26 protein-coding genes and 1 pseudogene are annotated in these 24,927 nt (G+C 70.7%); 14 read left to right on the forward strand and 13 right to left on the reverse strand.

The window, feature by feature from the left end:
• Nucleotides 1-11: 11 nt before the first annotated feature.
• The 6 genes from AS97_RS42235 to AS97_RS42260 are packed head-to-tail and all read right to left on the reverse strand — an operon-like array spanning nucleotide 12 to nucleotide 6,301.
• Nucleotides 12-728 (reverse strand): sulfite exporter TauE/SafE family protein, encoded by a 717-nt coding sequence (locus AS97_RS42235; RefSeq protein WP_125758299.1) that lies wholly within the window; start codon nucleotides 726-728, stop codon nucleotides 12-14.
• The gene (locus tag AS97_RS42240; RefSeq protein ID WP_210566765.1) at nucleotides 725-1,789 is read right to left on the reverse strand and encodes an ABC transporter ATP-binding protein; all 1,065 of its coding nucleotides are present in this window, start codon (nucleotides 1,787-1,789) and stop codon (nucleotides 725-727) included. The genes AS97_RS42235 and AS97_RS42240 overlap by 4 nt, the downstream gene beginning before the upstream one ends.
• On the reverse strand, nucleotides 1,782-2,795 hold the full coding sequence (locus tag AS97_RS42245) for an ABC transporter ATP-binding protein (RefSeq protein ID WP_210566766.1): 1,014 nt from the start codon (nucleotides 2,793-2,795) through the stop codon (nucleotides 1,782-1,784). Before AS97_RS42245 ends, AS97_RS42240 begins: the two co-directional genes overlap by 8 nt.
• On the reverse strand, nucleotides 2,792-3,760 hold the full coding sequence (locus tag AS97_RS42250) for an ABC transporter permease (protein ID WP_210566767.1): 969 nt from the start codon (nucleotides 3,758-3,760) through the stop codon (nucleotides 2,792-2,794). The genes AS97_RS42245 and AS97_RS42250 overlap by 4 nt, the downstream gene beginning before the upstream one ends.
• 14 nt (nucleotides 3,761-3,774) lie before the next feature.
• Nucleotides 3,775-4,704 (reverse strand): ABC transporter permease, encoded by a 930-nt coding sequence (locus AS97_RS42255; RefSeq protein WP_086706053.1) that lies wholly within the window; start codon nucleotides 4,702-4,704, stop codon nucleotides 3,775-3,777.
• Between the two features lies 1 nt (nucleotide 4,705).
• Nucleotides 4,706-6,301, reverse strand: coding sequence for an ABC transporter substrate-binding protein (locus AS97_RS42260; protein ID WP_247204665.1), 1,596 nt, complete (start codon nucleotides 6,299-6,301; stop codon nucleotides 4,706-4,708).
• Nucleotides 6,302-6,546: 245 nt separating this feature from the next.
• Between AS97_RS42260 and AS97_RS42265 the strand changes: the two genes are divergently transcribed.
• Nucleotides 6,547-7,572 carry a 2-hydroxyacid dehydrogenase gene (locus tag AS97_RS42265; RefSeq protein ID WP_247204666.1) on the forward strand — a complete coding sequence of 342 codons (1,026 nt, stop codon included), beginning with the start codon at nucleotides 6,547-6,549 and terminating at the stop codon, nucleotides 7,570-7,572.
• 129 nt (nucleotides 7,573-7,701) lie between these two features.
• Here the strand turns inward: AS97_RS42265 and AS97_RS42270 are convergent.
• Nucleotides 7,702-7,974, reverse strand: a pseudogene (locus AS97_RS42270) (nuclear transport factor 2 family protein); the annotation flags it as partial.
• Between AS97_RS42270 and AS97_RS42275 the strand changes: the two are divergent.
• Complete coding sequence (locus AS97_RS42275) at nucleotides 7,903-8,463, forward strand: SDR family NAD(P)-dependent oxidoreductase (RefSeq protein ID WP_247204667.1); 561 nt, start codon at nucleotides 7,903-7,905, stop codon at nucleotides 8,461-8,463. The pseudogene AS97_RS42270 and the gene AS97_RS42275 overlap by 72 nt on opposite strands.
• Before the next feature lie 102 nt (nucleotides 8,464-8,565).
• Entirely contained in the window at nucleotides 8,566-9,585 is a 1,020-nt protein-coding gene (locus AS97_RS42280) for a D-cysteine desulfhydrase family protein (protein WP_247204668.1), read from the forward strand.
• Between the two features lie 93 nt (nucleotides 9,586-9,678).
• On the opposite strand, the gene AS97_RS42285 is transcribed toward AS97_RS42280, so the two are convergent.
• The gene (locus AS97_RS42285; protein ID WP_059145590.1) at nucleotides 9,679-10,752 is read right to left on the reverse strand and encodes a YafY family protein; all 1,074 of its coding nucleotides are present in this window, start codon (nucleotides 10,750-10,752) and stop codon (nucleotides 9,679-9,681) included.
• A gap of 62 nt (nucleotides 10,753-10,814) precedes the next feature.
• On the opposite strand from AS97_RS42285, the gene AS97_RS42290 reads away from it, so the two are divergent.
• From AS97_RS42290 to AS97_RS42315, 6 genes are all read left to right on the forward strand, one after another.
• Nucleotides 10,815-11,549 carry an alpha/beta fold hydrolase gene (locus tag AS97_RS42290; RefSeq protein ID WP_086706080.1) on the forward strand — a complete coding sequence of 245 codons (735 nt, stop codon included), beginning with the start codon at nucleotides 10,815-10,817 and terminating at the stop codon, nucleotides 11,547-11,549.
• A gap of 89 nt (nucleotides 11,550-11,638) precedes the next feature.
• Nucleotides 11,639-12,202 (forward strand): ABATE domain-containing protein, encoded by a 564-nt coding sequence (locus AS97_RS42295; RefSeq protein ID WP_185929872.1) that lies wholly within the window; start codon nucleotides 11,639-11,641, stop codon nucleotides 12,200-12,202.
• Between the two features lie 119 nt (nucleotides 12,203-12,321).
• Nucleotides 12,322-13,038, forward strand: coding sequence for a GntR family transcriptional regulator (locus AS97_RS42300; protein WP_059145588.1), 717 nt, complete (start codon nucleotides 12,322-12,324; stop codon nucleotides 13,036-13,038).
• 71 nt (nucleotides 13,039-13,109) lie between these two features.
• A complete protein-coding gene (locus tag AS97_RS42305; protein ID WP_059145587.1) occupies nucleotides 13,110-14,117 on the forward strand; it encodes an ADP-ribosylglycohydrolase family protein in 1,008 nt (335 codons plus the stop codon).
• A gap of 61 nt (nucleotides 14,118-14,178) precedes the next feature.
• Nucleotides 14,179-15,672, forward strand: coding sequence for a cytosine permease (locus AS97_RS42310; RefSeq protein ID WP_059145586.1), 1,494 nt, complete (start codon nucleotides 14,179-14,181; stop codon nucleotides 15,670-15,672).
• Nucleotides 15,669-16,679 (forward strand): PfkB family carbohydrate kinase, encoded by a 1,011-nt coding sequence (locus AS97_RS42315; RefSeq protein ID WP_086706058.1) that lies wholly within the window; start codon nucleotides 15,669-15,671, stop codon nucleotides 16,677-16,679. The genes AS97_RS42310 and AS97_RS42315 overlap by 4 nt, the downstream gene beginning before the upstream one ends.
• A 55-nt stretch (nucleotides 16,680-16,734) precedes the next feature.
• Here the strand turns inward: AS97_RS42315 and AS97_RS42320 are convergent, their stop codons facing one another.
• On the reverse strand, nucleotides 16,735-17,151 hold the full coding sequence (locus AS97_RS42320) for a hypothetical protein (RefSeq protein WP_185929792.1): 417 nt from the start codon (nucleotides 17,149-17,151) through the stop codon (nucleotides 16,735-16,737).
• Between AS97_RS42320 and AS97_RS48770 the strand changes: the two genes are divergently transcribed.
• A complete protein-coding gene (locus AS97_RS48770) occupies nucleotides 17,144-17,272 on the forward strand; it encodes a hypothetical protein (RefSeq protein ID WP_260613116.1) in 129 nt (42 codons plus the stop codon). The genes AS97_RS42320 and AS97_RS48770 overlap by 8 nt on opposite strands.
• Nucleotides 17,273-17,300: 28 nt before the next feature.
• Here the strand turns inward: AS97_RS48770 and AS97_RS42330 are convergent, their stop codons facing one another.
• The 3 genes from AS97_RS42330 to AS97_RS42340 all read right to left on the reverse strand — a co-directional run bounded on the left by AS97_RS42330 (nucleotide 17,301) and on the right by AS97_RS42340 (nucleotide 19,706).
• Complete coding sequence (locus AS97_RS42330; RefSeq protein ID WP_210566768.1) at nucleotides 17,301-18,068, reverse strand: siderophore-interacting protein; 768 nt, start codon at nucleotides 18,066-18,068, stop codon at nucleotides 17,301-17,303.
• 76 nt (nucleotides 18,069-18,144) lie between these two features.
• Nucleotides 18,145-19,053, reverse strand: coding sequence for a PDR/VanB family oxidoreductase (locus AS97_RS42335; protein ID WP_059145584.1), 909 nt, complete (start codon nucleotides 19,051-19,053; stop codon nucleotides 18,145-18,147).
• 23 nt (nucleotides 19,054-19,076) lie between these two features.
• Nucleotides 19,077-19,706 (reverse strand): MSMEG_1061 family FMN-dependent PPOX-type flavoprotein, encoded by a 630-nt coding sequence (locus AS97_RS42340; protein ID WP_059145583.1) that lies wholly within the window; start codon nucleotides 19,704-19,706, stop codon nucleotides 19,077-19,079.
• Nucleotides 19,707-19,876: 170 nt separating this feature from the next.
• Here AS97_RS42340 and AS97_RS42345 point away from each other — a divergent pair, with 170 nt between their 5' ends.
• On the forward strand, nucleotides 19,877-20,536 hold the full coding sequence (locus AS97_RS42345) for a TetR/AcrR family transcriptional regulator (RefSeq protein ID WP_086706060.1): 660 nt from the start codon (nucleotides 19,877-19,879) through the stop codon (nucleotides 20,534-20,536).
• Nucleotides 20,537-20,617: 81 nt separating this feature from the next.
• On the opposite strand, the gene asnB is transcribed toward AS97_RS42345, so the two are convergent.
• Nucleotides 20,618-22,450 carry an asparagine synthase (glutamine-hydrolyzing) gene (gene asnB, locus AS97_RS42350; protein ID WP_059145626.1) on the reverse strand — a complete coding sequence of 611 codons (1,833 nt, stop codon included), beginning with the start codon at nucleotides 22,448-22,450 and terminating at the stop codon, nucleotides 20,618-20,620.
• 379 nt (nucleotides 22,451-22,829) lie between these two features.
• On the opposite strand from asnB, the gene AS97_RS42355 reads away from it, so the two are divergent.
• The 3 genes from AS97_RS42355 to AS97_RS48085 all read left to right on the forward strand — a co-directional run bounded on the left by AS97_RS42355 (nucleotide 22,830) and on the right by AS97_RS48085 (nucleotide 24,917).
• Nucleotides 22,830-24,284, forward strand: a complete 1,455-nt coding sequence (locus AS97_RS42355) for a glyceraldehyde-3-phosphate dehydrogenase (protein WP_210566769.1) — start codon at nucleotides 22,830-22,832, stop codon at nucleotides 24,282-24,284.
• A gap of 37 nt (nucleotides 24,285-24,321) precedes the next feature.
• Nucleotides 24,322-24,498 (forward strand): hypothetical protein, encoded by a 177-nt coding sequence (locus AS97_RS48080; protein ID WP_247204669.1) that lies wholly within the window; start codon nucleotides 24,322-24,324, stop codon nucleotides 24,496-24,498.
• Nucleotides 24,499-24,602: 104 nt separating this feature from the next.
• Nucleotides 24,603-24,917 carry an ROK family protein gene (locus AS97_RS48085; protein WP_247204670.1) on the forward strand — a complete coding sequence of 105 codons (315 nt, stop codon included), beginning with the start codon at nucleotides 24,603-24,605 and terminating at the stop codon, nucleotides 24,915-24,917.
• The last annotated feature ends 10 nt before the right edge of the window (nucleotides 24,918-24,927 follow it).

Here is a 24,927-nt window from a genome sequence, read left to right on the forward strand (position 1 = left end):
TGCGGCTCGGCTCAGACGAACTGCTGGATCACCAGCACGGTCGCGCTCGCCACCGCGAGCACCATGGCGACGCCCCTGGTGCGCCGCATGTCCATGCTGCTCGCCAGCGGGCGGGCGAGCAGCACCCCGATCGCCGCGGCCGGGGCGAGCAGGGCGGTGTGCCACAGGCTGTAGGTGTGCACCGCCCCGGTCGCCGCCAGGACGGCCAGACTCATCACGGAACCGGCGAGGAAGAACCCGCTCATCGTGGCACGCAGCCGCGGCCCGCTCAGACCCTGCCAGACCATGGCCATCGGCGGCCCTCCGATGGAAGTCGCCGTGCCCATCAGCCCCGACATCAGGCCGGCCAGCAGCACCGAACGCCGCCTCGGCGCCGGCACGAATCCGCGCAGGCTCACCGCGACGCCCGCGAGGACGACCGCGGCGACGAGGAGGGCGAGTTGCCGGGCGGGCAGCACGGCGACCAGCGCCGCGCCGCCCACCGTGCCCGGCACCCGCCCGGCCAGCGCCCACCCCGCGCCGCGCAGGTCCAGGTGGCCGCCCTCCAGCACCAGGACCGCGGTCGTCACTCCGGTGGCGAGCAGCAGGACCACCACCGGGGTGAGCGAAGGGTCGAATATCGCGATCACCGGGGCGGCCAGCAGGCCGAGCCCGAAGCCGATGGAGACCTGGAGCAGCGCCCCGACCGCCACCGTGATGAAGAGCAGGGTGAACTCGGGCGGGCTCATGCTTCCGTCGGCCCGGTGCCCAGCGGGAAGTGACACAGCCCCTCATGCGGCTCCCGCCCGGGGCCCGCCGTGCCGTCACGGGTGACGACCGGAGGGGCGAGCTCGGCGCACCGGTCCTCGCTCTTCCAGCAGCGGGTGCGGAACCGGCAGCCCGATGGGATGTCGTACGGGGAGGGGATCTCCCCGCGGAGCTGGATCTCGTCGTCGTCCTGGGCCTGCCCGGAGACGTCGAGTGTGGGCGCGGCGGACATCAGGGCGGCGGTGTAGGGATGCAGGGGGCGGTCGAAGACGTCCTCGGTGGGGCCGTGTTCGATGACCTTGCCCAGATACATCACCGTCACCCGGTCGGAGACATGCCGGACCACGGACAGGTCATGCGAGATGAAGACGTAGGAGACACCGAGCCGTTCCCGCAGCTCGGACAGGACATTGAGCACTTGGGCCTGTACCGACAGGTCCAGCGCCGACACGGGCTCGTCGCACACGATGAGGTCGGGGCCGAGGGCCAGCGCGCGGGCGATGCCGATGCGCTGCCGCTGCCCGCCGGAGAACTCGTTCGGGTAGCGGTGGGCGTCGCTCTCCCGCAGCCCGACCAGCGACAGCAGCTCACGGACCCGTCGCTCGCGTGCCTGTGCCGTGGGCACGATGTCGCGGTGGGTGCGCCACGGCTCGCCGATGAGATCGGCCGCGGACATCCGGGCGTTGAGCGAGGCGAAGGGGTCCTGGAACACCATCTGCACCCGGCGCCGCCAGGCCAGCAGTTCCTTGCCCTTGAGGGTGAACGGATCGGTGCCGTTGAAGCGCACCGTCCCCGAGTCCGGCCGCTCAAGCCCGAGCACCACTCTGGCCAGGGTCGACTTGCCGCATCCGGACTCGCCCACCAGCCCGAGGGTCTCCCCGCGCTCGACCCGCACATCGACTCCGTCCAGCGCGGTCAGGCGCCGGCGGCCATGGCCGAACGACTTGGTCACACCGCGGACTTCGAGCAGGGGCGGGGGAGTGGCCGGGCCATCGGCCCGCGGGCCCGCGGGCGTGGTGTCGGTGAGGGGCGTCTCAGACACGGTCGAGCTCCTCGGAGAAGTGGCAGGCGGCCGAACGCGAGGCCCCGACGGACATCAGAGGCGGACGTTCCCGGGCGCAGCGCTCCTCGGCCAGCGGACATCTGGCCTGGAAGACACAGCCGGACGGGACCGCGCTGAGCTCGGGCGGGCTCCCCGGCACGGCGGGCAACGGGCCGCCCCGGACGGCGTGTTCGGGCACCGAATCGAGCAATCCCTTGGTGTACGGGTGGCGGGGCCGGGAGAAGACCTCCGCCACCGGGCCGGTCTCCACCACATTGCCCGCGTACATCACCACGACATCGTCCGCGCGCTGGGCGACCACCGCCAGATCGTGGGTGATCAGCACGAGCGCCATGTCCCGCTCGGTCTGCAGATCCCGCAGCAGCCGCATGATCTGCGCCTGCACGGTGACATCGAGCGCGGTCGTGGGCTCGTCGGCGATCAGCACATCGGGGTCCAGCGCCACGGCCATCGCGATCAGCAGCCGCTGGCGCATACCGCCGGAGAACTGATGCGGATACGCGCGCGCCCGCAGCCGCGGCTCGGGGATTCCGACGCGGGTCATCAGCTCAACCGCCTTCTCCCGGGCATCGCGCCGCGACAGCCCGCGATGGATCCGGAACGGCTCGGCGAGCTGCCTGCCGACCGGCTGTACGGGGTTGAGCGCGGTCAGCGCGTCCTGGAAGACGATCGACAGCACGGGACCGGCGAGCTTTCTGCGCCCCGCCTGGCCCAGCCGCAGCACATCGGTGCCGGACACCCGCACGGACCCGCCCGTCACCTCGGCCGTCGGGTCGAGCAGCCCGACGATGGACAGCGCGGTCATCGACTTGCCGCAGCCGGACTCGCCCAGCAGGGCCAGCGTGCGCCCCTTGCGCACGCTGAAGCCGACGCCGTTCACGGCACGGAGGGTGCCGGAGGGGGTCCGCAGATCGACGCAGAGCCCGTCGACCTCGAGTGCGGCACCGCCGGTCGCGGCGGGCGCGGGCAGGGTGGAGGGCTTCACGCGATCATCTCCGAGGGAACAGCGGCGCGGTTGCCGCGCCGCTTTTGGGGCAGCGTCAGCCGCCAGCGCTGGGCCGGGTCGGTGGCCAGGCGAACCCAGGCGGCGAGCACCGTGGCCGACACCGTGGTGAGCACGATCGCGAAGCCCGGCAGCACGGCGATCCACCAGGCCGTCTGAAGGTACTGGCGCCCTTGGGCCACCATCAGCCCCCAGCTCACATCGGGCGGCTGGATGCCGATGCCGAGGAAACTCAAGGACGACTCGGTCAGCATGACGAAACAGAAGTCGAGCGTGGCCACGGTCAGCAGCGTGGGCAGCGCGATCGGCAGAATGTGCCGGTAGATGATGTTCCGGCTCGGTGTGCCGAAGGTCCGGGCCGCGTCGACGAACAGCCGGCTTCTGAGCTCGGCCGACTCCGCGCGGGCGGTGCGCAGATAGACCGGGACGCGCGCGATGGCGAGGATCAGCACGATGTTCATCGCGCTGGGCGCGAAGACATACAGCACGACGACCGCGATCAGCAGGGACGGGAAGCTGAGGATCACGTCGGCGACACGCATCGCCACGTTCTCGCGCATCCCTCCGTGATATCCGGCCCACAGCCCCAGGGCCGAGCCGATCAGCAGCGAGCACAGCACCGCGGGCACCGCGACGGACAGCGTCGTCCCGGCTGCGTCCACCAGCCGGGCCAGCACGCTGCGTCCCAGCACATCGGTGCCCAGCAGCCCGTAGAAGCCGTGGTTGAGGGAGGGCGGCCGCAGCGAGGCGCGGAGGTCCTGCCGCACCGCTCGGTCCCCGATGAACAGCCGGCCGAACAGCGCGACGAGGAACACCGCGGCGAGGACGACGGCGGCGACGGCCGCGCCCCGGTCCCGGCCGAGCAGCAGCCACCAGCGGGGCGGTCGGGTGGGCGACGGGGCGGCCCCGCCGGAGGGGCGGTCGGCGGAATCGGCGGGCTCGGTCATGGTGGCTCCTTCGCTCACGCCGGCACCGCCTGGCGCACTCGGGGGTCGATCAGGGCGTGGCAGACGTCGATGACGATGTTCAGCGCGAAGATCGTCACCGCCGTGATCAGAACGGCGGCCTGCAACACCGCGAAGTCGCGCTGCAGAATCGAGTCGATCATGAGTTTCCCGATCCCGGGCCAGCCGAAGATCGTTTCCACGATCACCGCCCCGTTGACGAGACCGACCGTGAGATCCCCGGCGACGGTCAGCACGGGCGTGATGGAGTTGCGCAGGGCGTGCCCGAACACCACGCGCTTGGGGCCGGCTCCCTTGCTGCGCGCGACCTTGACGTAGGGCGCGGACAGCGCGCCGACCATGCTGCCGCGCACCACCTGCACCAGCACGCCGAACGGGCGGATCAGCAGGGTGGCGATGGGCAGCACCCAGATCTCGGGGCCGCCCAGGGTGCCGGAGGTCGGCAGCCAGCCCAGACCCACTCCGAAGACCAGCACACCCATGATCGCGAACCAGAAGTCGGGGATGCTGGCCGCGGTCATCGACAGCAGACCGGCGATCCGGTCGATGAGCGAGTTGGGCCGGTAGGCGGCGAGGCTTCCGACCAGCAGCGCCCCGACGATCGCCAGGAGCATGGTCATCCCGGCGAGTTGGAGCGTGACGGGGAACGCCTTGAGCACCATCGAACCGGCCGACTCGCCGGTGCGCAGCGAGGTGCCGAAGTCGAGTTGCGCGGCATTGGTGAGGTAGTCCCACAGCTGCACCGGAATGGAGTCGTCGAAGCCGTGGGCGGCGGAGAATTCCGCGCGCTGCTGGGGAGTGGCGCTCAGCGGGAGGTAGAGGTCGACGGGGCTGCCGGTCAGGCGGGCCAGACAGAACACGCCCAGCACCACGAACACCAGCGGGATCGCGCTGGAGACGATGCGCTTGCGCAGAAAGGACGTCATGTCAGCGCCTCCCCGCCGGCGCCGGACTGACCTCGGAGAGCCGCATCTCGTCCCCGGTGGCGGAGTCCGGGCGGTACCGCACCGACGGCGACAGTCCGAGCAGGCCGCGCATATGAGCCAGGTAGGCGTACTGCGCGACCGATGTGTTCTGGTAGGCGAGCACGTCGGCGAACGCCTTCTGCCGGGCCTTGCCGGAGAGCGCGTCCGCCGCGGCGATGCGCCGGTCGAGGTCCTTGGTGCCGAAGGTGGACTGGGGGCCGTCGCTCTGCAGGTACTGACTCGTGGTGAAGGCCGCGTCCCCGGCCTGGTTGCCGTGCATGATCAGCAGCGCCACCGGCCCGACACCGCGCGGCAGCGGACGCAGCTGGTACTGAAGATGGGTGGCGGTGTCCGCCATGCGTATCCTCACGTTCAGCCCCACTCGCGCCATCTCGTACTGCAGGGCCTCGGTCACTTCCGCGATTCCGGCGAACATGCCGTTGCGTGCGACGAGGGTGATCCGCCGGTGCACCGGGACCCCGTCGGCGGCCGCCTGTTTCACCAGCGCGCGGGCGGCGGCCTCCTGGTACGGGGCGGGGGCGAGGCCGTCGTTGTGGCCCACCACGCCGGGCGGGACCAATTGCGCGGCGGGCTTGGCCAGTCCGCCGAGAAGAGCGCCGATGATGCCCTTGCGGTCGACGGCCATGCCGATCGCCTTGCGCACCCGGATGTCGTTGAGCGGCGCCTCACGGCCGTCCAGCCGCAGGGCGGTCGTCTCGTTGTTGGGGTAGGCGACGGTGTTGCCCTTGTCGGCGCTCGTGTGGTCCAGCGCCGTCGCGATATCGGCCTCGCCCTTGTCGATCATCGCGGCACGGACACTCGCATCGCTCCGCCAGACATACCTGGCCCGGGGATAGGCCGGAGCCTTCCCCCAGTAATCGGCGTTGCGGGCAAGGGAGATCGAGACGCCGGTCTGCCACGACTTGACGGCGTAGGGGCCGGTCCCGATCGGTATGCGCACCTTGGCCTTGGTGTCGGTGGTGCGCGGCACGATCTCGACGAAGCTGAGCCGCAGCGGGAGGATGGGGTCGGTCTTCTCGGTGGTGACGGTCAGCCGGGTGGAGCTGACGGCGCGTACATCGAGTTTCGCGTCGCCGAAGACATAGCCGTCCACGTTGCAGGCGAGATCGGAGTTGACGGCGCGGTCGATGGAGAACGCGGCGTCCTTCGCCGTGAACGGCTGCCCGTTCTGGAAGGTCACCCCCGGACGGATGTCGAAGGTCCACGTCGTGGGCTTCGTCTGCCGCCAGCCGGTCGCCAGCAGCGGCTCCAGCTCGCCCGAGGTGGGGTCCCGTTCCACCAGCGGTTCGGTGATGTTGGAGCGGACGACGACACCGGTCGCGGTCAGCGATGACTCACAGGGTTCCAGTGTCGGCGGTTCCTGGGTGAGGACCACCCGCAGGGTGCGCCCGTCCGCGCTGCCGGCATCACCCGCCGTGTCACTGTTCGCCACGGCGCACGCGCTGGTGAGCAGCATCGTGCCCGTGGCCAGAAGGGCGAGAACTGTACGGGCCCGGCCCCGTTCCGGGAGCGGACTGGAGGGTACGGAGGACTTCATCGTCGGCGTATCTCCGAGGGTGGTGGCGGGTTGCCGCCCGAGAACGACAGTCGACAGGGCTGTCTACACTTGCGTACCCGGTCTGTATTTGTGGACGCTGAAGCTAAACCTGAGGTGCCGGTGCGTCAAGGGATGTGACAACAAACCCAGGTGGAAGGGGTAGTGGTCGGGACAGCCGCAGCATTGACAGCCTCAACCGCCTCGTGCAGAAATGAAGACAGCAGCTACATATGAGGACGGCGGTCATGGCCAGTATGCGCATCATGCTCAACCACCGGATCCTGAGCAGATTCACCGAGCGGCTGAGGGCGCGGATCGAGGGCCCGCACGAGTGGCTGGACGCCTCCGGCTGGGACGCGGCGCGGATCGCCGACGCCATCGCCACCGTCGATGTGTACGTGGGCTCCCAGCTCACCGGGGACGACGCGCGGCGAGCCGGCCGGCTCCGCCTCGTCCATGTCGTCGGCGCGGGCTACGACGGCATTCCCCTGGAGGCGCTGGGGCCGGATGTGACCGTGGCCAACACCCACCACCACGGCAGGTCGATCGCCGAACACGTCCTGATGTGCGTGCTGATGCTGTCCCGGCGTGTGCTCGCCGCCGACCGGGAGCTGCGCGCCGGACGGTGGCGGAACGTCGCCGTGGATTCCGCGCTGCCCTTCGGGGACACCTTGCGGGGCCGCCGTGTCGGAGTCATCGGCTTCGGCGAGACGGGGAGGGAGATCGGCCGGCTGTGCCAGGCGGTCGGCCTGAGTGTGCGGGCGGTGCGCCGCGATCCGTCGGCCCCCCTGCCGGAGGGCCTGCGTCCCGACTGGGTGGGTGGCCCGGAGCGGCTGCCGGACCTGCTGGCCGAATCCGACATCGTCGTGGTCACCGTTCCGCTGAGCCCCGCGACCCGCGGGCTGATCGGCCCGGCCGAACTCGCCGCGATGGGCCCGCAATCCCTCCTCGTCAACGTCGCCCGTGGCCCGGTCGTCCAGGAGGAGGCGCTGTACGAGGCGCTCTCGACCGGCGTCATCGCCGGTGCCGCCCTGGACGTGTGGTGGGCCGGGCCTCCGCACGCGCCGAGCCGCCTGCCGTTCCCCACCCTGCCCAATGTGGTGATGACACCGCACAACTCGGGCCACACCGAGGAGACTTTCGCGGCCCGCGCCACGGATATCGCGGCCAACATTAACCGCCTGGACCGCGGGGAGCCCCTCCGCAACGTGGTGCGCGCCGGCGGTGTGCGGGCCGCCACGCCCGGTGGCGGCGGTGGCCGGACGGACTGACGTGGACGGCTGCTGAAGCACCGTGTGCCGCCACGGCGGGGTGCGGCAGGGGGCGATGGTGAGGTGGCTGATCAGGCCCTGGTCCAGGGTGAAGCGATAGCGAAGGTCGACGGTGCCGCCGGGGAAGTCACCCTCGAGGCGCTGGGTGACGGTGTAGTGGTCCGGGCCGTCGTGCTCGGCCCCGATGAACGTGGTGGTGTAGGTGTACTCGGAGGTGGCGCGGTCCAGCCACCGCTCGATGGCCGGGATGCCCTCGTAGGTGCGGCCGTCGTCGATGACGGTCGCGTCCGGCGTCAGTGCGGCTGAGGCCGCGGGCAGATCGTGCTCGTTGTGCGCCTTCAGATACCGCTTGACGACGCCGGGCAGGTCGGTGGCATCGAAGGGCGTGGTGTCGTCGGTCATGGCTGCCTCGCTGATGGTTTGCTGAGGGATGGTTCGCGGGCCGTTCCCGGAAGGGATGGTGCTCAGAGTGCGGGAACGGTGCCGCCGATCCGGGCGTTCGCCCCGATCCTCGCCCGCAACGGCGGTGGCGCGCTGGTGAACATGCTGTCGCTGGCGTCCTGGGCCGGGTCGCCGGGCTTCCCCGGATACGCCGCCTCCAAGTCGGCCCAGTGGTCATTGACGGACGCGCCGCGCACGGGACTTCGGGAACAGGGCACGCTCGTGGTGGGGGTCCATTCCGGTTTCGTGGACACGGACCTCAGCTCCTGGGCGGACGCGCCTAAGATCACTACCGCCGAAGTGGCGGAACGGACCGTGGAAGCCTTGGCGAACGACCGGTGGGAAGTTCTCGCCGATGCCGATGCCGATGCCGATGCCGATGCCGATGCCGAGACCAGGCAGGCCAAGGCCGCCTTGTCGCAACCCCTTCACGCCGAAACCGGTAGGTGATGTGTCGCGCCGGCCGTGCGCCTGCGCACGTGTCCCGCGACCGTCCGACGGCCGTTTCTCCCACCCCGATATCCTTCAGCGCAGCGAGCGAAGGCGGCGATCGTGTCAGAAGAGCGTCAGGAAGCCACGCCGGGTCAGAAAACCACGCGGGTCGAGCTGATGAGTCGGCCCACACCGCTGGAGGCCGCGCCGCGGCTTGCCCGTGCGATCGGACTGGAGCCCGATGATCTGTGGGTCAAGCGGGACGATCTGATCGGGCTGGGCGGCGGGGGCAACAAGGTCCGCAAACTGGAGTGGACGGCCGGAGCCGCCCGTGCCGAGGGCGCCACCACGCTCGTGACCAGCGGGGCCGCGCAGAGCAACCACGCCCGCCTGACGGCCGCGGCCGGGGCACGGCTGGGCATGGACGTGGTCCTCGTCCTCGCCGGTGCGCCGAGCGAGGGAATGACCGGCAACATCGTGCTCGATGGCCTCTTCGGCGCCCGCGTCGTATGGGCGGGGGAGGTGAGCGAGGCCGAACTCGCGGCGGCCGTGGAGAACGTGGCCGGGGAGCTGCGCGAGCGAGGCGCCCGGCCCGCGGTGATCCCCTTCGGCGGATCCAGTGTGCTGGGCGCCCAGGGCTATGCCGAGGCGGGGACGGAACTCCTGGAACAGGCCCCGGACCTGGCCACGGCGGTCGTAGCGCTCGGATCGGGCGGCACCATGGCCGGTCTCGTCCACGCCCTGGGAGCCGAGCGGGTGCTGGGCGTGCACTGCGGAGCCATCGCCGATCCCGGGCACACCGTCGGCCACCTGGTCGAGGGGCTGGCCGGACGGCCCGCGGCCACGTCCCTGCGGCTGCGCCTGGATCAGGTCGGTCCCGGCTACTCCGCGTTCACCGAACCGGTCATGGACGCCATCACCACCGCGGCCCGCACCGAAGGCATCGTCCTCGACCCCGTCTACACCGGCCGTGCTCTGGCCGGTCTCATCGCGGCCGTTCACGACGGCCAGGTGCGCCCCGGGGAGCGCACGGTCTTCCTGCACACCGGCGGTCTGCCCGGTCTGTTCGGGCATACCGAGACGCTGCGGCGGGCGCGTTCCGCCGTGGCCGACACCGCCGTACGGTGGCCCCGAGGCTGAGCGTCGCACCGGCTCGGCCCCGGCCGGTCGGCCCGCGCGGCCCGGGAGAGCCGCCCGGTCCTGGGCGGCTCGCCCTGCTGGAAGGGGCCGGTGCTACTCCGCCGGGGAAGGCGGCGGCGGGAAAGTGGCCGCCGAACGCTCCGACTCCGCACCCTCGGCCGCACCGGCGACCGCGTCCGCGCAGGTGTCGAGCCGGTGGGCCAGGGCGCGCACATGGTCGCGCAGAGCGTCCGGATACTCGATCACGAACGGGAGATCCAGCCAGGCGAGCACGGAGGGCACCCACTCCAGCCGCTCGGCCCGCAGTCGGACCCGCACCCATCCGCCGCCTTCCCCCTCCCCGGATGTACGGTCCGCCTCCTCCGCGGGCAGTTCCCGCACGGTGGCGAGCCCGGGCGGGAGCCGGTGGCGAACCTGCTCGACCGTGCCCTGGACCCGCAGCGACACCTCGTGCAGGTAGGGCACCCCGGCGAGCCCGGACAGCACCCGGGCGGCCGGATCGAACCCCACGGGCACCTCGAACGACCCGGGCAGTACCGTCGCGCTTTCGATCCGGTCCAGCCGGAACGTACGCACCTCGCCGCTGGCCGAGTCCGCCCCCGTCACATACCAGCGCCCGGAGTGCGCGACGATCCCGTACGGGTGCACGGTGCGTTCGCTGCGCCGCCCCTTCCAGGCGGTGTAGCTGACGGCGACCGGCCGGCGGTCCCGCGCGGCCTCCGCGAGCATCAGCAGCACACTCGTCTCCGGGATGACCACGGGACGGGCGGGGGCGGTGAAGTCGGCGGTGGCCAGCAGGGCGTCCAGCCGGCGGCCGAGCGCCTCGGGCAGCACCCGGCGCACCTTGGCGGCGGCGCTTTCCGCCGCCGCGACGGACGTGGTCACCAGCCCGGCCCGGCGCCCGGCGACCAGGCCGAGCAGCACCGCCAGCGCCTCCTCGTCGGTGAGCATCAGCGGGGGCATCCGGTAGCCGGGGGCGAGCCGGTAGCCGCCGTAGCGGCCGCGCACCGAACGGACCGGGACGTCCAGGTCGATCAGGTGGCCGATGTAGCGCCGGACGGTGCGCTCGTCCACACCGAGCCGGTCGGCCAGGTCGGCGACGGTGCGGGTGCCACCTGCCTGCAGGATTTCCAGCAGGGCGAGCACGCGGGCGGTCGGTCGGGTCATGCCCGAAGTATGGCGCGGATACCGGGCGACTCCTGTCCGGTATCCCTCCTAGCGTGTGGGCCATGGCGACCTACGTACTTCTTCCCGGGTTCTGGCTCGGGGCCTGGGCCTGGCGTCCTGTGTCCGCCGACCTGCGGGCCCGTGGGCACGACGTCCATCCGCTCAGCCTGACCGGGATGGGCGAGCGGGCACACCTGGCGCGGCCCGATACCGATGTGGAGACGCACATCACCGATGTGCTCAACCTGGTCCGTTACGAGGATCTGCACGACGTGGTCCTGGTCGGGCACAGCTATGCCGGTGCGGTGGTGGTCCCGAGCGTGGCGGACCGGATGCCGCACCGGATCAAGCGGATGGTGTTCATCGACAGCGGTCCGCTGCCGGACGGGATGTCCCAGGCGGAGTTCGCCCCGCCAAAGGAGCGGACGCGCAACGCCGAGCTGGTCCGCGAGGAGGGGCACGGCTGGCAGTTGCCGCCACCGCCGTGGCATCAGCTGGCCTCCGGGGTGTCCGGGCTGCCGGACGGCATGCTCGAACGGCTGGTGCGGCTGTCGGTGCCGCAGCCGTGGGCCACCGCCACCACACCGGTCCGGCTGACCGAGGCGTGGGAGAAGCTGCCGAGGCTGCACGTGCTGTGCGGCTTCTCGGTGGAGCGGGTCCGGGCGCGGATCGCCACCGTTCCGGCCTTCCGCCACATGGCGACCGAGAGTTCGGCGTATCGGGAGCTGCCCGGCTGGCACTGGCCGATGTTCGACCGGCCCGGTGAGCTGGCGGCGATCCTGCACGAGGCGGCCTGACCGGCACGACTCACCGCTTGGAGCGGCGCGCCCCCTGGCTCCCGTGGCGAGCCTTGCGAAAGATAAAAATCACCTGTCAGGATGGTGACGTGAATCTGGAGCATGTCTTTCTGTGTGGGAACCCCGCTCTCGACTTCGCCGCGACGTTGCGCGCTCGCCGCTCGGTGCGGTTCGAGATGTTCGTGTCACCGGACCGGCTGGACGCCTGGTACCTGGAGTCCGGAATCGTCGACACCGTCTCCGCCAGTCAGCATGCCGACGTCGAGCGCGCGGTGGCCCTACGGGAGGCCATCTACGAGCTGGTCACCGCCCGGGGCGCGGGGGAGCCCTACGGCAGCGAGGCGCTCGCCGTGGTGAATGACACGGCCCGTGAGCCTGCCGCGGCGCCGCAACTCACCGCGAGCGGGCGGCGGACGGACGCGACATCGCAAGAGGCGCTCTCCACGGTGGCACGGCATGCCGTCGAGCTCCTCAGCGGTCCGGATGTGCCGCTCCTCAAGGAGTGCGGCAACCCCGAATGCACCCGTGTCTACATCGACCGGTCGCGAGGCGGGCGCCGGCAGTGGTGCGCGATGGACCTCTGTGGCAACAAGCTCAAGGCGGCCGCGTACCGCGCCCGCAAGCGGCAGGCCCAGGAGCCGGCCGCGCGCTGATGAGCACTCCGACTGTCCGTCGCTGATCACACACGGACCGCCTCGTGGCCGACGACCGTCGGCGGATGCATGTCTTGCGACTCTAGACAGGACTGGACATGTATGGCTAACTACCGGACATGCCTAAACAGGTCCTCAAGCATCAGCGCATCGCCCGCGTTCTGGCCCGTGAGATTCACAGCGGCACCCTGGAGCCGGGCAGCAGGCTGCCCGGCGAACACGCGCTCACCCGGCGCTTCGCGGTCAGCAGGGCCACCGTTCGGCAGGCGCTGGACGAGCTCAGCAAGCAAGGGCTGATCTCCACCCACGCGGGCGTCGGCTCGTTCGTCACCTTCGACGGCGGTCTGCTGGACAACCGCCTGGGCTGGACCCGGGCGCTGGCCGACCAGGGCGCCCGGGTCACCACCGAGGTCCTCCGCCTCGAAGCGGTGCGCGATGCCCGGCTGGCCGGGGAACTGGGCATCGAGGGCGTCGAGTTCATGGCGCTGGACCGGTTGCGCGTGCTGCCGGAGGGCACCGCGGTCGCGCTGGAGCGCAGCAGGGTTCCGATGGCCCCGGCCCTGGCCGACGTCCCGCTCGGCGGGCTCCTCGACGGCTCGCTGACCAAGACCCTCGCCGCGGTCGGCATCCGCGCCACCCACGGGGACGAGTGGGCCTCCGTACGGCAACTGGCCGCCGACGAGGCGACACTGCTCCGCCGACAGGAGGGCGAGGTGTGGCTCAACACCCGCCGGGTCAGCCGCGGAGCCGATGGCCAGATCGTCGAGCAGGTGACCAGCCTGCTGGACCCCGCCCGCTTCCAACTGCACCTGGGCTTCGGCGAGCAGCCCCAATGAGAGCCCCGATGAGACCCCACGCGGCGCCCGCCCTCCCCGACGTACAGCCTCCGCACCGACAGGAATCCCGAATGAACCACCGGCACGACCGCGCGCTCGGCGCCCTCTACGGCCTGGCGATGGGCGACGCCCTCGGCATGCCCACCCAGATCATGTCCCGGGCGTCCATCGTCGCCCGGTTCGGCACCGTCACCGGTTTCGAGCCGGGCCCCGAAGACAACCCGGTGAGCGCCGGAATGCCCGCCGGTTCGGTCACGGACGACACCGATCAGGCCGTCATCGTCGGCCGGCTGCTGACCGGGTCCGGCGGGCGGATCGAACCGCTGCGGCTCGCGCACGAACTCCTGGAGTGGGAGCGCGCCATGAAGGCCAAGGGCTCCTTCGACCTGCTCGGCCCCTCCACCAAGGCGGCCCTGGAGGCCGTGTCGCGCGGTGTACCGCCGGAGGAGGCGGGCAAGGCCGGTGCCACCAACGGCGCGGCGATGCGGATCACCCCCGTCGGCATCGCCTTCCCCGATACCCCGCTGGAGCCCTTCCTCGACCGGGTCGCGGAGGCGTGTCAGGTCACCCATGACACCTCCATCGGCATCGCCTCCGCCGCCGCCGTGGCCGCGGCGGTGAGCCGTGGCATCGACGGCGGCGATCTGGCGGACGCCTTCGGCGCGGCGGTCACGGCGGCGGCGGCAGGGGCCGAGCGCGGCCACTGGGTCGCCGGCGCCGATATCGCCGCCCGTATCGGCTGGGCCGTGGAACTGGTCCGCGGTCTGCCCGAGCGGCAGGCCCTGGACCGCGTCTGCGACCTGGTCGGCACCAGTGTCGCCAGCCAGGAGTCGGTCCCCGCCGCCTTCGCCGTGCTGGCCCTCGCCGAGGGTGAGCCGTGGCGGGCCTGTCTGCTGGCGGCCAACCTCGGCGGTGACTGCGACACCATCGGCGCCATCGCGGGCGCCGTAGCGGGTGCCGTCAGCGGGGCCTCGGGCCTGCCCGACGAGGCCCTCGCCACTCTGCGCTCGGTCAACGGTCTCGACCTGGAACCGCTGGCCACGGCCCTGCTCGCGCTGCGCGCCGGCACGGCCGAGTGACCCCCACACCCGCCCCCACATCCGCACCGGAGCGCCCCCGGACAGAAAGACAGGTACCACCATGGCGGTTTCAGAGAACGACCGCGTCGGCTCCGTGGAGACCCGAGGCATCGAGCCGGTCCCGGACGCCGAGCGGCACGGCCACGCGAGCCAGATGTTCTGGACCTGGTTCGCCGCGAACATCAGCATCCTCGGCCTGCCGCTCGGCGCGGCCCTGGTCAGCTTCCGCGGCCTGAACATCTGGCAGGCGGCCGTCGTGGCCATTCTCGGGTCCTTCGGCTCCTTCGCCCTGGTGGGCGCCCTCAGCATCGCCGGGAAGCGGGGCGGAGCGCCCGCCCTCACCCTCTCCCGCGCGGTGTTCGGAGTCCGCGGCAACGCCGGCCCCACGCTGGTCACCTGGATGAGCCGGCTCGGTTGGGAGACCATCAACACCACCACGGCCGCCTTCGCCCTGCTGGCACTGCTCGACGTCGCCTTCGGCATCCGGCGGAACACCGTCCTGACCGTGGTGTGTCTGCTGGTCTTCATCGGCTGCACACTGCTGATCAGCGGTCTGGGCCACGCCACCATCATGTGGATCAACAGGTGGGCCAGCTATATCTTCGGCCTGCTCAACCTCGTCGTGATCATCTTCCTCGCGACGACCGTGGACTGGGACAAGGTCTTCCACGCCCCGGTCGGATCGGTGAGCGCGATGGTCGTGGGCGTCGGCATGATCGCCGCCGGTACCGGGATCGGCTGGGCCAACACGGGCGCCGACTACGCCCGTTACCTGCCCCGGCGGATTCCGGGTGGCAGGCTGGTGGCCGCTTCCGCCTTCGGCGCCGGTATCCCGCTGGTCGTGCTGATTTCGCTGGGCTCGCTCCTCGCGGCCGGAGAACCGAATCTCGCCTCCGCCTCCGACCCCGTCTCGGCGATCAACACGATGCTGCCGTCGTGGATGTCCATCCCGTATCTGATCGCCGCGTTCGGCGGACTGCTGCTCTCCAACCACCTGTCCGTCTACTCGGCCGGACTCACCATGATCACCCTGGGCATACGGGTCCGGCGCACCCTCGCCGTCGGCCTGGACGTGGTCGTCACCTTCGCGGGCGGGATCTACTTCATCCTGATCGCCAAGGACTTCTACGGACCGTTCATCACCTTCCTCACCCTCCTCGCCGTGCCCATCAACGCCTGGGTGGGCGTCTTCGCGGTCGACCTGATACTCCGCCGGTCCTATGACGGCGCGGCGCTGATGGACGTCGGCCGGTCCAGCCGCTACTGGTTCCGGGGCGGGATCGCCTGGGCCGCGATGATCGCCTGGGCGGCGGCCATCGTGGTGGGCCTGCTGTTCACCGAGGCGAGCACCAGCGCGACCGACGTCTGGTTCTCCGGGCCGCTGTCCCACAGCTGGATCGGGTCCAACGGGCTGGGGTGGGTGGTGACCCTGCTGCTCGCCGCCGCCGTCTACGCCGTGCTGCGCAGGTTCGACGGCACCGTCCGCGAGGAGGCGTCCGGGCAGCGTCCCCAGCAGCAGGTGCTGCCCGCTCCGGCCGCGCGGGAGCTCTCATGAGCGGCCACGACGGCACCCTCGGAGCCTCCGGCGAGGTCATGGACGGCCGGCTGGTCCTGCTCGGCAACGCCATCGTCGACCTGGTGATGCGGGTGCCCGCACTGCCCGAACGTGGCGGCGACATCGTCTCCACGGGCACCACCCTCACCACGGGCGGCGGATTCAATGTCCTCACCGCCGCCCGCCGCCTGGGCCTGCCGGCCGTGTACGCGGGCGCCCACGGCACCGGGCCGTTCGGCGACCGGGTGCGGGCCGACCTCGCCCGGGAAGGCATCGAGATGGTGCTGGCTCCGGTGGCGGAGGAGGACACCGGCTTCTGCGTCGCCTTCGTCGACGGCGGCGGCGAGCGCACCTTCGCCACCAGCCTCGGAGCGGAGGCCCGGCTGACCGAGGCCCACGCGACGTCCGTGCTCGCCGCGCTGCGCCCCGGCGACCTGGTGCAGATCTCCGGTTACGGGCTCGCCTACCCGGTCAACGGCCCGGTCCTGGCCTCGCTCGTCGCCCGGCTGCCGGAGCACATCCGGGTCTTCCTCGATCCGGGTCCCCTGGCGGACCAGATCCCGGAGGAGGTGCTGGCACCCGTTCTGGAGCGCTGCGACTGGGTCAGTTGCAACCAGCGTGAGGGGCGGCTGCTGACCGGCCGGGACGACGCCCAGGAGGCCGCGGCCGCGCTCGCCGCCCGGCTGGGCCCGCGCACCGGTGTGCTTCTGCGGGCCGACGCGGCCGGCTGCTGGCTGGTCCCGCCCGGCGGAGAGCCCCTGCACATCCCCGGCCGCCGGGTGACCGCGGTCGACAGCAACGGCGCGGGCGACGCCCATACGGGAGCGTTCCTGGCCCTCCTCGGCCACGGGCTTGACCCGGGCACCACCGTACGAGGTGCCAACGCCGCGGCCGCCTTCGCGGTCACCCGGCACGGCCCCGCCACCGGACCGACCCTCGGCGAGCTGGTGGACTTCCTCGACGGCGATCCGCTCGCGGCGCGGCTGTCCTCGGCGCTCGGGCGGTAGCCCGCCCCCGCGCTCGCGTCACGGAGGTTTTTCCCCCGTGACGCGAGCGCGCGCTTCACCCGGCGGTGTCGGAAGTGTCCTTCCCTTCGGGCGTCTGCTCATCGTCGCCGAGGACGTGGTCGCGTACCGCGGTCAGGATGCGGTCCGAGAGGTCGTCGCCCGCGCAGGCCCGTGACAGGACCAACGCCCCGATCATGGTGGACAGTTCGACCAGAATCGTCCCTTCGTCCGGCGAGTCGTCGCCGGACTTCCTCCTGATTCGCTCCATTCCGTCGACCAGGTGGCGCATGCCATCGGCGTAGGCCCGCCGCAGCGGGTCGCCGGGCTCCGCGCGCGCGGCGTCCACCGCCAGTGCCGCGGCCGGGCGGCCCGCGACCACGCATTGGGGGTCGCTGGACCTGCTCGCGGAGCTCGACCCGACGATCGACGTACGGCCCGACGAGCGGTTCGTCGACGACGGTGACGTGATCACCTCCGCCGGGGTCTCGGCCGGTATCGACATGGCGCTGCACCTGGTCGCCCGGCTGGCCTCGCCGGAGCGCGCACGTCAGGTGCGACGTGGCATCCAGTACGACCCGCGGCCACCGGTGTGAGCACACCGCACCGGCGGAGCGGCAGGGGTCAGCCGGGGCTCGAGCGGCCGTGCCGCCAGTACCCGAAGAACGCGATGTCCGGCTTCGGTACGCCGCGGTCCCGCACCAGATGGCGGCGCACCCCGGTCGCCATCCCGGCCTCCCCGGCGACCCAGGTGTAGAACCGGCCCGGCCGCGGCGACGACGTCCTGACCGCGTCGAGGACCAGCCTGCCGGGCAGCGCGTCCGCGCCGTCCCGGGCCAGCCACCGCACCCGTACGCCTTCGGGAGCGGTGATGTCCGCGCGGATGTCGGCGGTCTCCGGCACCTCCAGGAAGACCTCCGCCGCCAGTGACGCCGGAGCGTGCTCAAGGATGGCGAGGATCGCCGGCACGGCGCTCTCGTCCCCGGCGAGCAGCTGCCATTCGGCATGAGCCGGCGGCAGGTAGGTCACGCCCATGTCGAAGATGCCCGCCGGATCTCCGGGTTGGGCACGCCGGGCCCATGCGGAGGCCGGGGTGTCGCCGTGCAGGGCGAACTCGATGTCCACTTCCCCGAGTTCGGGCCGGGCCCGGCGGATGGTGAAGTTGCGTACCCAGGGCCTGCGTGACTTCGGCAGCAGAAGAATCTCCGCCATCCACGCCTCGCTGGAGAGCTTCGGCATTCTCAGCCTGTCCTGCCCCTCGCGGGGAAAGAACAGCCGCACGGTCTGGTCGAAGCCCGTGGGCTTCAGCTGCTCCAGTTCCGGGCCGCCGAGCGTGATGGTCGAGAAACCGGGTGTCAGCCTGGTGTTCCCGCGTACCTCCAGTGTGATCATTCGCCGTGATTCGGGTGTGCGCACCTTGGGCAGCACGTCTTTCCTCGCCTTCCGTTCGAGTCGGCTCGCCGTGGTGTCACAGGTCCACGACGAGCCGCGGGGACAGGGCGCGGGACACACAGGCGTACATGCGGCCCGCGGGGGCGCCGATGTCGTCCCGGTGCTCGGGCTCGCCGTCGATGACGGCGAGTTCGCAACTGCCGCAGACCCCCTCGCGGCATCCGGACGCCACCGGATATCCGGCGTGGGTCAGGGCGTCCAGCAGCGACTCGTCGGGCGGGACCTGAACCGTCTGCCCCGACCGCGCACACACCGCCTCGAACGCCGTGTTGGGGGCGAACGACCTCGGCACCGGGCGGAATCGCTCCGCGTGCAGCCTCCCGGCCGGGAACGCGGCCTCGGCCGCGGCGAGCATCGGTCCGGGGCCGCAGGCATAGACCACGGCACCGGGGCTCAGCGCGGCTCCCAGGGCGGCGAAGTCCGGCCTGCCCCGCTCCCGGGTGGCGACGATCCGTACCCGATCGCCATAGGAGGAGCGCAGTTCGTCGGCGAAGGGCATGGACGCCACCGACCGTCCCATGTACACCAGCGACGCCGGGACGTCCGACGCGGCCGCGGCCCGCAGCATCGGCAGGATCGGGGTGATGCCGATCCCGCCGGCGAGGAAGAGATACTCCGGCGCGGGGAGCAGCGGGAAATGGTTCCGCGGCAGCGACACATCGAGTGTGCGGCCCCGGCGCAGAAACCGGTGGATGTATTCCGAACCGCCCCGGCTGAGGCGGTCGTGCCGCACCGCGACGCGATACGACTCCTGGTCCGCCGGGTCACCGCACAGCGAGTACTGCCGGGTCAGCCAGTTCGGCAGGGCAAGGTCGATATGGGCCCCCGGCTGCCAGGGCGCCAGCGGACCGGTGGCGCCCCGCAGGACGAGGGAGACGACGTCTTCGGCGACCTGCTCGATGTGGTCGACGACGGTCTGTTGCATCGTTGATTCACCTTGTGCCGTGGTCAGTAGAGTTTCCGGTAGCTCTCTTCGAGAGCGTGGGTGAGCACCGTCGGATCGACGTCCGCCCCGATCTGGGCGGCGGCGATCTCACCGACCGACGGCATCTCGTCGGCCAGGGCCTGGCTCGCGGGGTCCCACAGCCGGGAGCGGATGAGCGAGCGACCACAGTGGAAGTACGCCTCCGCCACCTCGACGACGATCGCCAGCACCGGTTCGCTGGCCTCGGTCTGCATCCGGGCGAGTACATCGGGCTCATCGGTGGGATAGCCACGGCCGTTGACCCGCAGGGTCTCCCGCATCCCGGGGATGAGGAAGAGCAGCCCGACCCCGTCGTTCTCGGCGAGGTTGCGGAAGGAGTCGGCGATCTTGTTGCCGGGGCGGTCGGGAATCGCGAGCGTATGGCCGTCGAGGACCTTCACGAACCCTGGGTAGTCGCCACGGGGCGAGCAGTCGGCGCGCCCCGCCGCGTCCGCCGTGGCCAGGGAGAGGAAGGGGGAATGCGCGATGAAGAAGCGGAAGTGCTCGTCGATATGGTCCAGCTTCTTGTCCTTGATCATGGCTTCGGGCTCCCCGAGCCGGGCGTGGACCTCGGCCGGCGACAACCGCCGGGGGCGGGTGCTGGTCTGCGTCATGAGGACTCCTTCCGGGAGGGGGAGCGGCGGGCGCGCGGGTGCCGTGCCGGTGGCCTCCCGCTCCCTGCCGACGACGGTGATTCACCGCTCCGCCGCAGTTCATGGCACCATTGTGAGTAATTACTCAGGTCTTGCGCCACTCGCTTTCCCGGCGCTGCCCAGGAGGTGTCATGACGACCGGCCGTCGCGGACTTCAGCCACGTAAACAGCCACGCCAGGCCCGGGCCGAGCTCACCCGGCAGCGCATCCTCACGGCCGCTGCTCACATTTTCGCCGAATACGGCTATGCCGCCGGGACCACCAACCGCATCGCCGAGCACGCACGGATCTCGATCGGCTCGCTCTACCAGTACTACCCGAACAAGGATGCGATCCTGGCCGAGCTGGTGACCCGTCATCTCGATGCCGGGGCGGCCGCCATCCGGAACCGGCAGGACGCGGAGGAGCCCGAATCCCTCGAGGAGGTCCTCCGTGGTTTCGCGCGTACCGTGATCGAGAACCACCTCGACGACCCGCAGTTGCTCCGCGTCATGGGCGAACAGGCCCCCCGTTCCCCGGAGTTGTTCGAGAAGATCGCCCGCCAGGAGCGGGAGCGGGTCGCCTACACCCAGGACTTGCTCGAGCGCCATCCCGAGGTCGCGGTCGAGGACACCTACGTCGCCGCCCGGCTCATCGTGTCCACGATCGAGCTGGTCGTCCATGTGCTCATCGCGGCGCCCGACTCCATCGACACCACCCGGCTGGAGAACGAACTCGTCGCGATGCTCACCCGCTATCTCACGGCCGCGCCGTCCGGAGCCACGGAACCTCCGGTGCGCGAGGGGGCCTGACACAAGGCCACCGGGACGACGGACGGGGACCTGGTGGCCAGGTCCCCGTCCGTCTCTCGCGGTGCGGTCGAACCGCGGGTGTCAGTCGAGCGTGATGGTGGGCTTGCGCAGGTCCATCCAGGTCGCCAGGTCCAGGGCGCGCTCGATGGTGGCGCGCTGCTGGGTGGTGATGTCCTCCGCCGGTGCGGCGATCGCCTCCTTCAGCGTCTCGACGCGGCACAGTTCGAGGGCCTGGTGTCCCGAGGTGATGAGGTCGCCCGCCTGCTGCTTGATGGCGGAGAGATAGGCGGGGTCGAAGCTGCCGGGGTAACCGCTCTTCTTGCGGTTGGCCACGGACTCGGGCAGCACATCGCGGGTGGCCTCGCGCAGAATGCTCTTCTCCCGCCCGTCGAATGTCTTCAGCGACCAGGGGGTGTTGAAGACGTAGGAGACCAGGCGGTGGTCGCAGAACGGCACCCTGACCTCCAGGCCGACGGCCATGCTCATCCGGTCCTTGCGGTCGAGCAGGGTGTTGACCATGCGGGTGAGATGCAGGTAGCAGACCTGGCGCATGCGCTTCTCCAGGCCGGTCTCGCCGTCCTTGAGGGGGACTTCGTCCAGGGCGCTGAGGTAGTGGTCACGGAGGTAGGTGTCCAGGTCGAGCGTGTCGGTGAGGTCCTGGGACAGCAGGCTCTTGGTGTCGCCGAGCGTCAATCCTCCGGCGAGCCACGGGAAGGTGTCGGCCTCGCGCCGCTCGTCGTGGAACCACGGGTAGCCGCCGAAGACCTCGTCCGCCGACTCGCCCGAAAGAGCCACGGTCGACTGTTCGCGAACGGCCTTGAACAGCAGGTAGAGCGAGTTGTCCCGGTCGCCGAGCCCGGTGGGCAGATCCCTGGCCGCGATGGCTGCCTGCCTGACCGCGGGGTCGGACAGGGCGGAGCCGTCGAGCATGATGTCCCGGTGGTCGCATTTCACATGCTCGGCCACGGCGTGTACATACGGGGTGTCCACGCTGGGCGCCACGTCGATCGCGCGGAAGTTCTCCGCCTGCCCGGGGAAGTCCACGGCGAAGCTGCGGACGGTCTCGCCGTGCTCGCCGAGCTTGCGGGCGGCGAGCGAGGTCATCGCCGAGGAGTCGAGCCCCCCGGAGAGCAGGGTGCAGCGGGGCACATCGGCGACGAGCTGCCGGGCGATGATGTCCTCCAGGAGCTCCCGCACATGGGCGACGGTCGCGTCCTGGTCATCGGTGTGCTCGGAAACCTCCAGACGCCAGTACGCCTGCTCGCGAAGTCCATTGCGGTCGACGACGGCGATGTGGCCGGGGCGCAGCTCCTTCATGCCCTTCCAGATCGCATGCCCCGGTGTCTTGGCGAAGGAGAAGATCTCCCGCAGCCCATCGAGGCCGACCTCGGGGGCGGCGAGCGGGTTGGCGAGGATGGCCTTGGGCTCGGATCCGAAGAGGACGCCGTCGTCGGTCTCGTAGTAGTAGAACGGCTTGATGCCCATCCGGTCCCGGACCATCACCAGCTTCTCGGTGCGGGAGTCCCAGATGGCGAAGGCGTACATGCCGTTCAGCTTCTCGGTGAGGGAGTCGCCCCACTCCACGTAGCCGCGCAGAACGACCTCGGTGTCGGAGTCGGTGGTAAAGCCATGGCCCCTGCGGCGCAGTTCATCGCGCAGCTCGGTGAAGTTGTACGCCTCACCGGAGTAGACCATGCTCACGGGACCGTCGGCGGTGTCGACGGTCATGGGCTGTGCCCCGCCGGGCAGGTCGATGACGGCCAGCCTGCGGTGGCCGAGCGCAGCCCTGCCGGTCACCCACGCTCCGGCCGCATCCGGGCCTCGGCAGGCCATCGTCTCCGTCATGGTGTCGAGGACCTGGCGGTGGGAGGTGAGATCGCGGCGGTAGGAGACCCAGCCGGTGATGCCACACACAGTGATCATCCCTTTCACTCAGCAGAGATGGTTGCCTGTGAAAACCATCTACCTCTCCGGAGGCGGACCGCTACCGGGTGCTGATCCCTGGGGGAGTGGTATTTCTCACTGGTAAATTCCTGTTAATGGTAAGTTTCGCGGTGGCCGCTGGCCGAAAAGCGTCGCTCACTAAATTCCCATTTTACAGCCGATATCCGCGTCACAATTCATAAGTGAAACTCCGGCCGTATACGAAAGAGGCCGGGTCGGTTGAGCTGACGAGCCGTCACCCGTGGCCGTCCTTCGGCGGGCTCCTCCCCGGGCGCCCTGGGGGGTGCCGGGTACCTCCGTGACCTGGGGGGTTAGCATGTGAGCGCCACCTAGCTCGAAAGATGGATTTGTGACTCTCAACGAGGACTCGTTCACCAACTGGAAGCACCGCGAGGAGATCGCGGAGTCGATGATCCCCGTCATCGGGAAGCTGCATCGGGAGCGGGACGTCACAGTCCTGCTGCACAGCCGCTCCTTGGTGAACAAGTCGGTCATCAGCATCCTCAAGACCCACCGATTCGCCCGCCAGATCGCCGGTGCGGAACTCTCGGTCACCGACACCCTGCCGTTCCTGCAGGCGCTCACCGCGCTCGACCTCGGCCCCTCCCAGATCGACATCGGCATGCTCGCCGAGGCGCACCGGACCGACGACCGCGGTCTCTCGGTGGAGGAGTTCACCGCCGAGGCCGTCGCCGGTGCCACGGGTGCCAACAAGATCGAATGCCGTGAGGGGCGCGATGTCGTCCTCTACGGATTCGGCCGCATCGGCCGCCTCGTCGCCCGCCTGCTCATCGAGAAGGCCGGGTCCGGCAATGGTCTGCGGCTGCGCGCCATCGTCGTCCGCGGGAGCGGCGGCCGGGCGGGCGAGGATCTCGTCAAGCGTGCCTCACTGCTGCGCCGCGACTCCATCCACGGCCAGTTCCAGGGCACGATCACCATTGACGAGGCGAACAGCGCGATCGTCGCCAACGGCAACGAGATCAAGGTGATCTACGCCGATGACCCGACGTCGGTGGACTACACGGAGTACGGCATCAAGGACGCCATCCTCATCGACAACACCGGCAAGTGGCGCGATCGCGAGGGGCTGTCGAAGCATCTGCGCCCCGGTATCGACAAGGTGGTGCTGACCGCGCCGGGCAAGGGCGATGTGCCCAACGTCGTCCATGGCGTCAACCACGACACGATCAAGCCCGATGAGCGGATCCTGTCCTGCGCGTCCTGCACCACCAACGCGATCGTCCCGCCGCTGAAGGCGATGGCGGACGAGTACGGCGTCCTGCGCGGCCACGTGGAAACCGTCCACTCGTTCACCAACGACCAGAACCTGCTGGACAATTACCACAAGTCCGATCGCCGCGGCCGCTCGGCGCCGCTCAACATGGTCATCACCGAGACCGGTGCCGCCTCCGCCGTCGCGAAGGCCCTGCCCGATCTGGAGGCGAAGATCACCGGCAGCTCGATCCGCGTCCCGGTGCCGGATGTCTCGATCGCCATCCTCAATCTGCAACTCGCCCGCGAGACCACCCGCGAGGAGGTCCTGGACTATCTGCGCGATGTGTCCCTGACCTCGCCGCTCAAGCGCCAGATCGACTTCACCAGCGCCCCCGACGCGGTCTCCAACGACTTCATCGGCTCGCGCCACGCCTCGATCGTCGACGCCGGTGCCACCAAGGTCGAGGGCGACAACGCGATCCTCTACCTCTGGTACGACAACGAGTTCGGCTACTCCTGCCAGGTCATCCGCGTCGTCCAGTACGTCTCCGGGGTGGAGTACCCGACCTACCCGGCCCCGGTGGTCTGACGCTCGGCTGCCCGCGGTCCCCGTCGGACTGCGCAGAGTGCTGGACCTCGTGGTGGCCGGTGAGGCGACGAACCGGGCCGAGACCGCGCGGCGCAGCGGTCTGGCCCGCTCCACCGTCGGCCAGCAGGTGGACCAACTCCTCGGCCGTGACATCCTGCAGGAGCTGGAGTCCGGCGAATCGGTGCGCGGGCGGCCCCGCGGCTGCTGGCGCTGAGCCCGCGGGCGGGAACCATCGCCGTCGCCGACGTCGACAACCTGGAGACGCGGATCGCGATCGCCGATCTCGGCGGACGCGTCCTCGCGCGGGACACGGTGCTCGTGCGGATCGACGCGGTGCCGGAAACGGTCCTGGAGCTGGTGTGCGACCGGCTGTTCGCGCTGCTGGAGCGGTCCGGGTGCGACCCCGACCGGGTCCGGCAGGTGGTGATGGGGCTGCCCGCCCCGGTGGACCCGTGGCGGGGCTCGCCGCTCAGGCCCAACGGCATGCCCGGCTGGGACGGTTTCCCGGTGGCCGAACGGCTGCGGACCCGGTTCCGCGCCCCCGCCCAGGTCGACAACGACGCGAACCTCATTTCTCCCGGGTGCGGGAGGTGGTGTACCAGCGCGCCCTGCCGCTGGCCACGCGGAAGCTGACCATCACGAC

Origin of the sequence: Streptomyces sp. AgN23, assembly GCF_001598115.1 — a bacterium.
Taxonomy (GTDB): Bacteria; Actinomycetota; Actinomycetes; order Streptomycetales; family Streptomycetaceae; genus Streptomyces; species Streptomyces antimycoticus.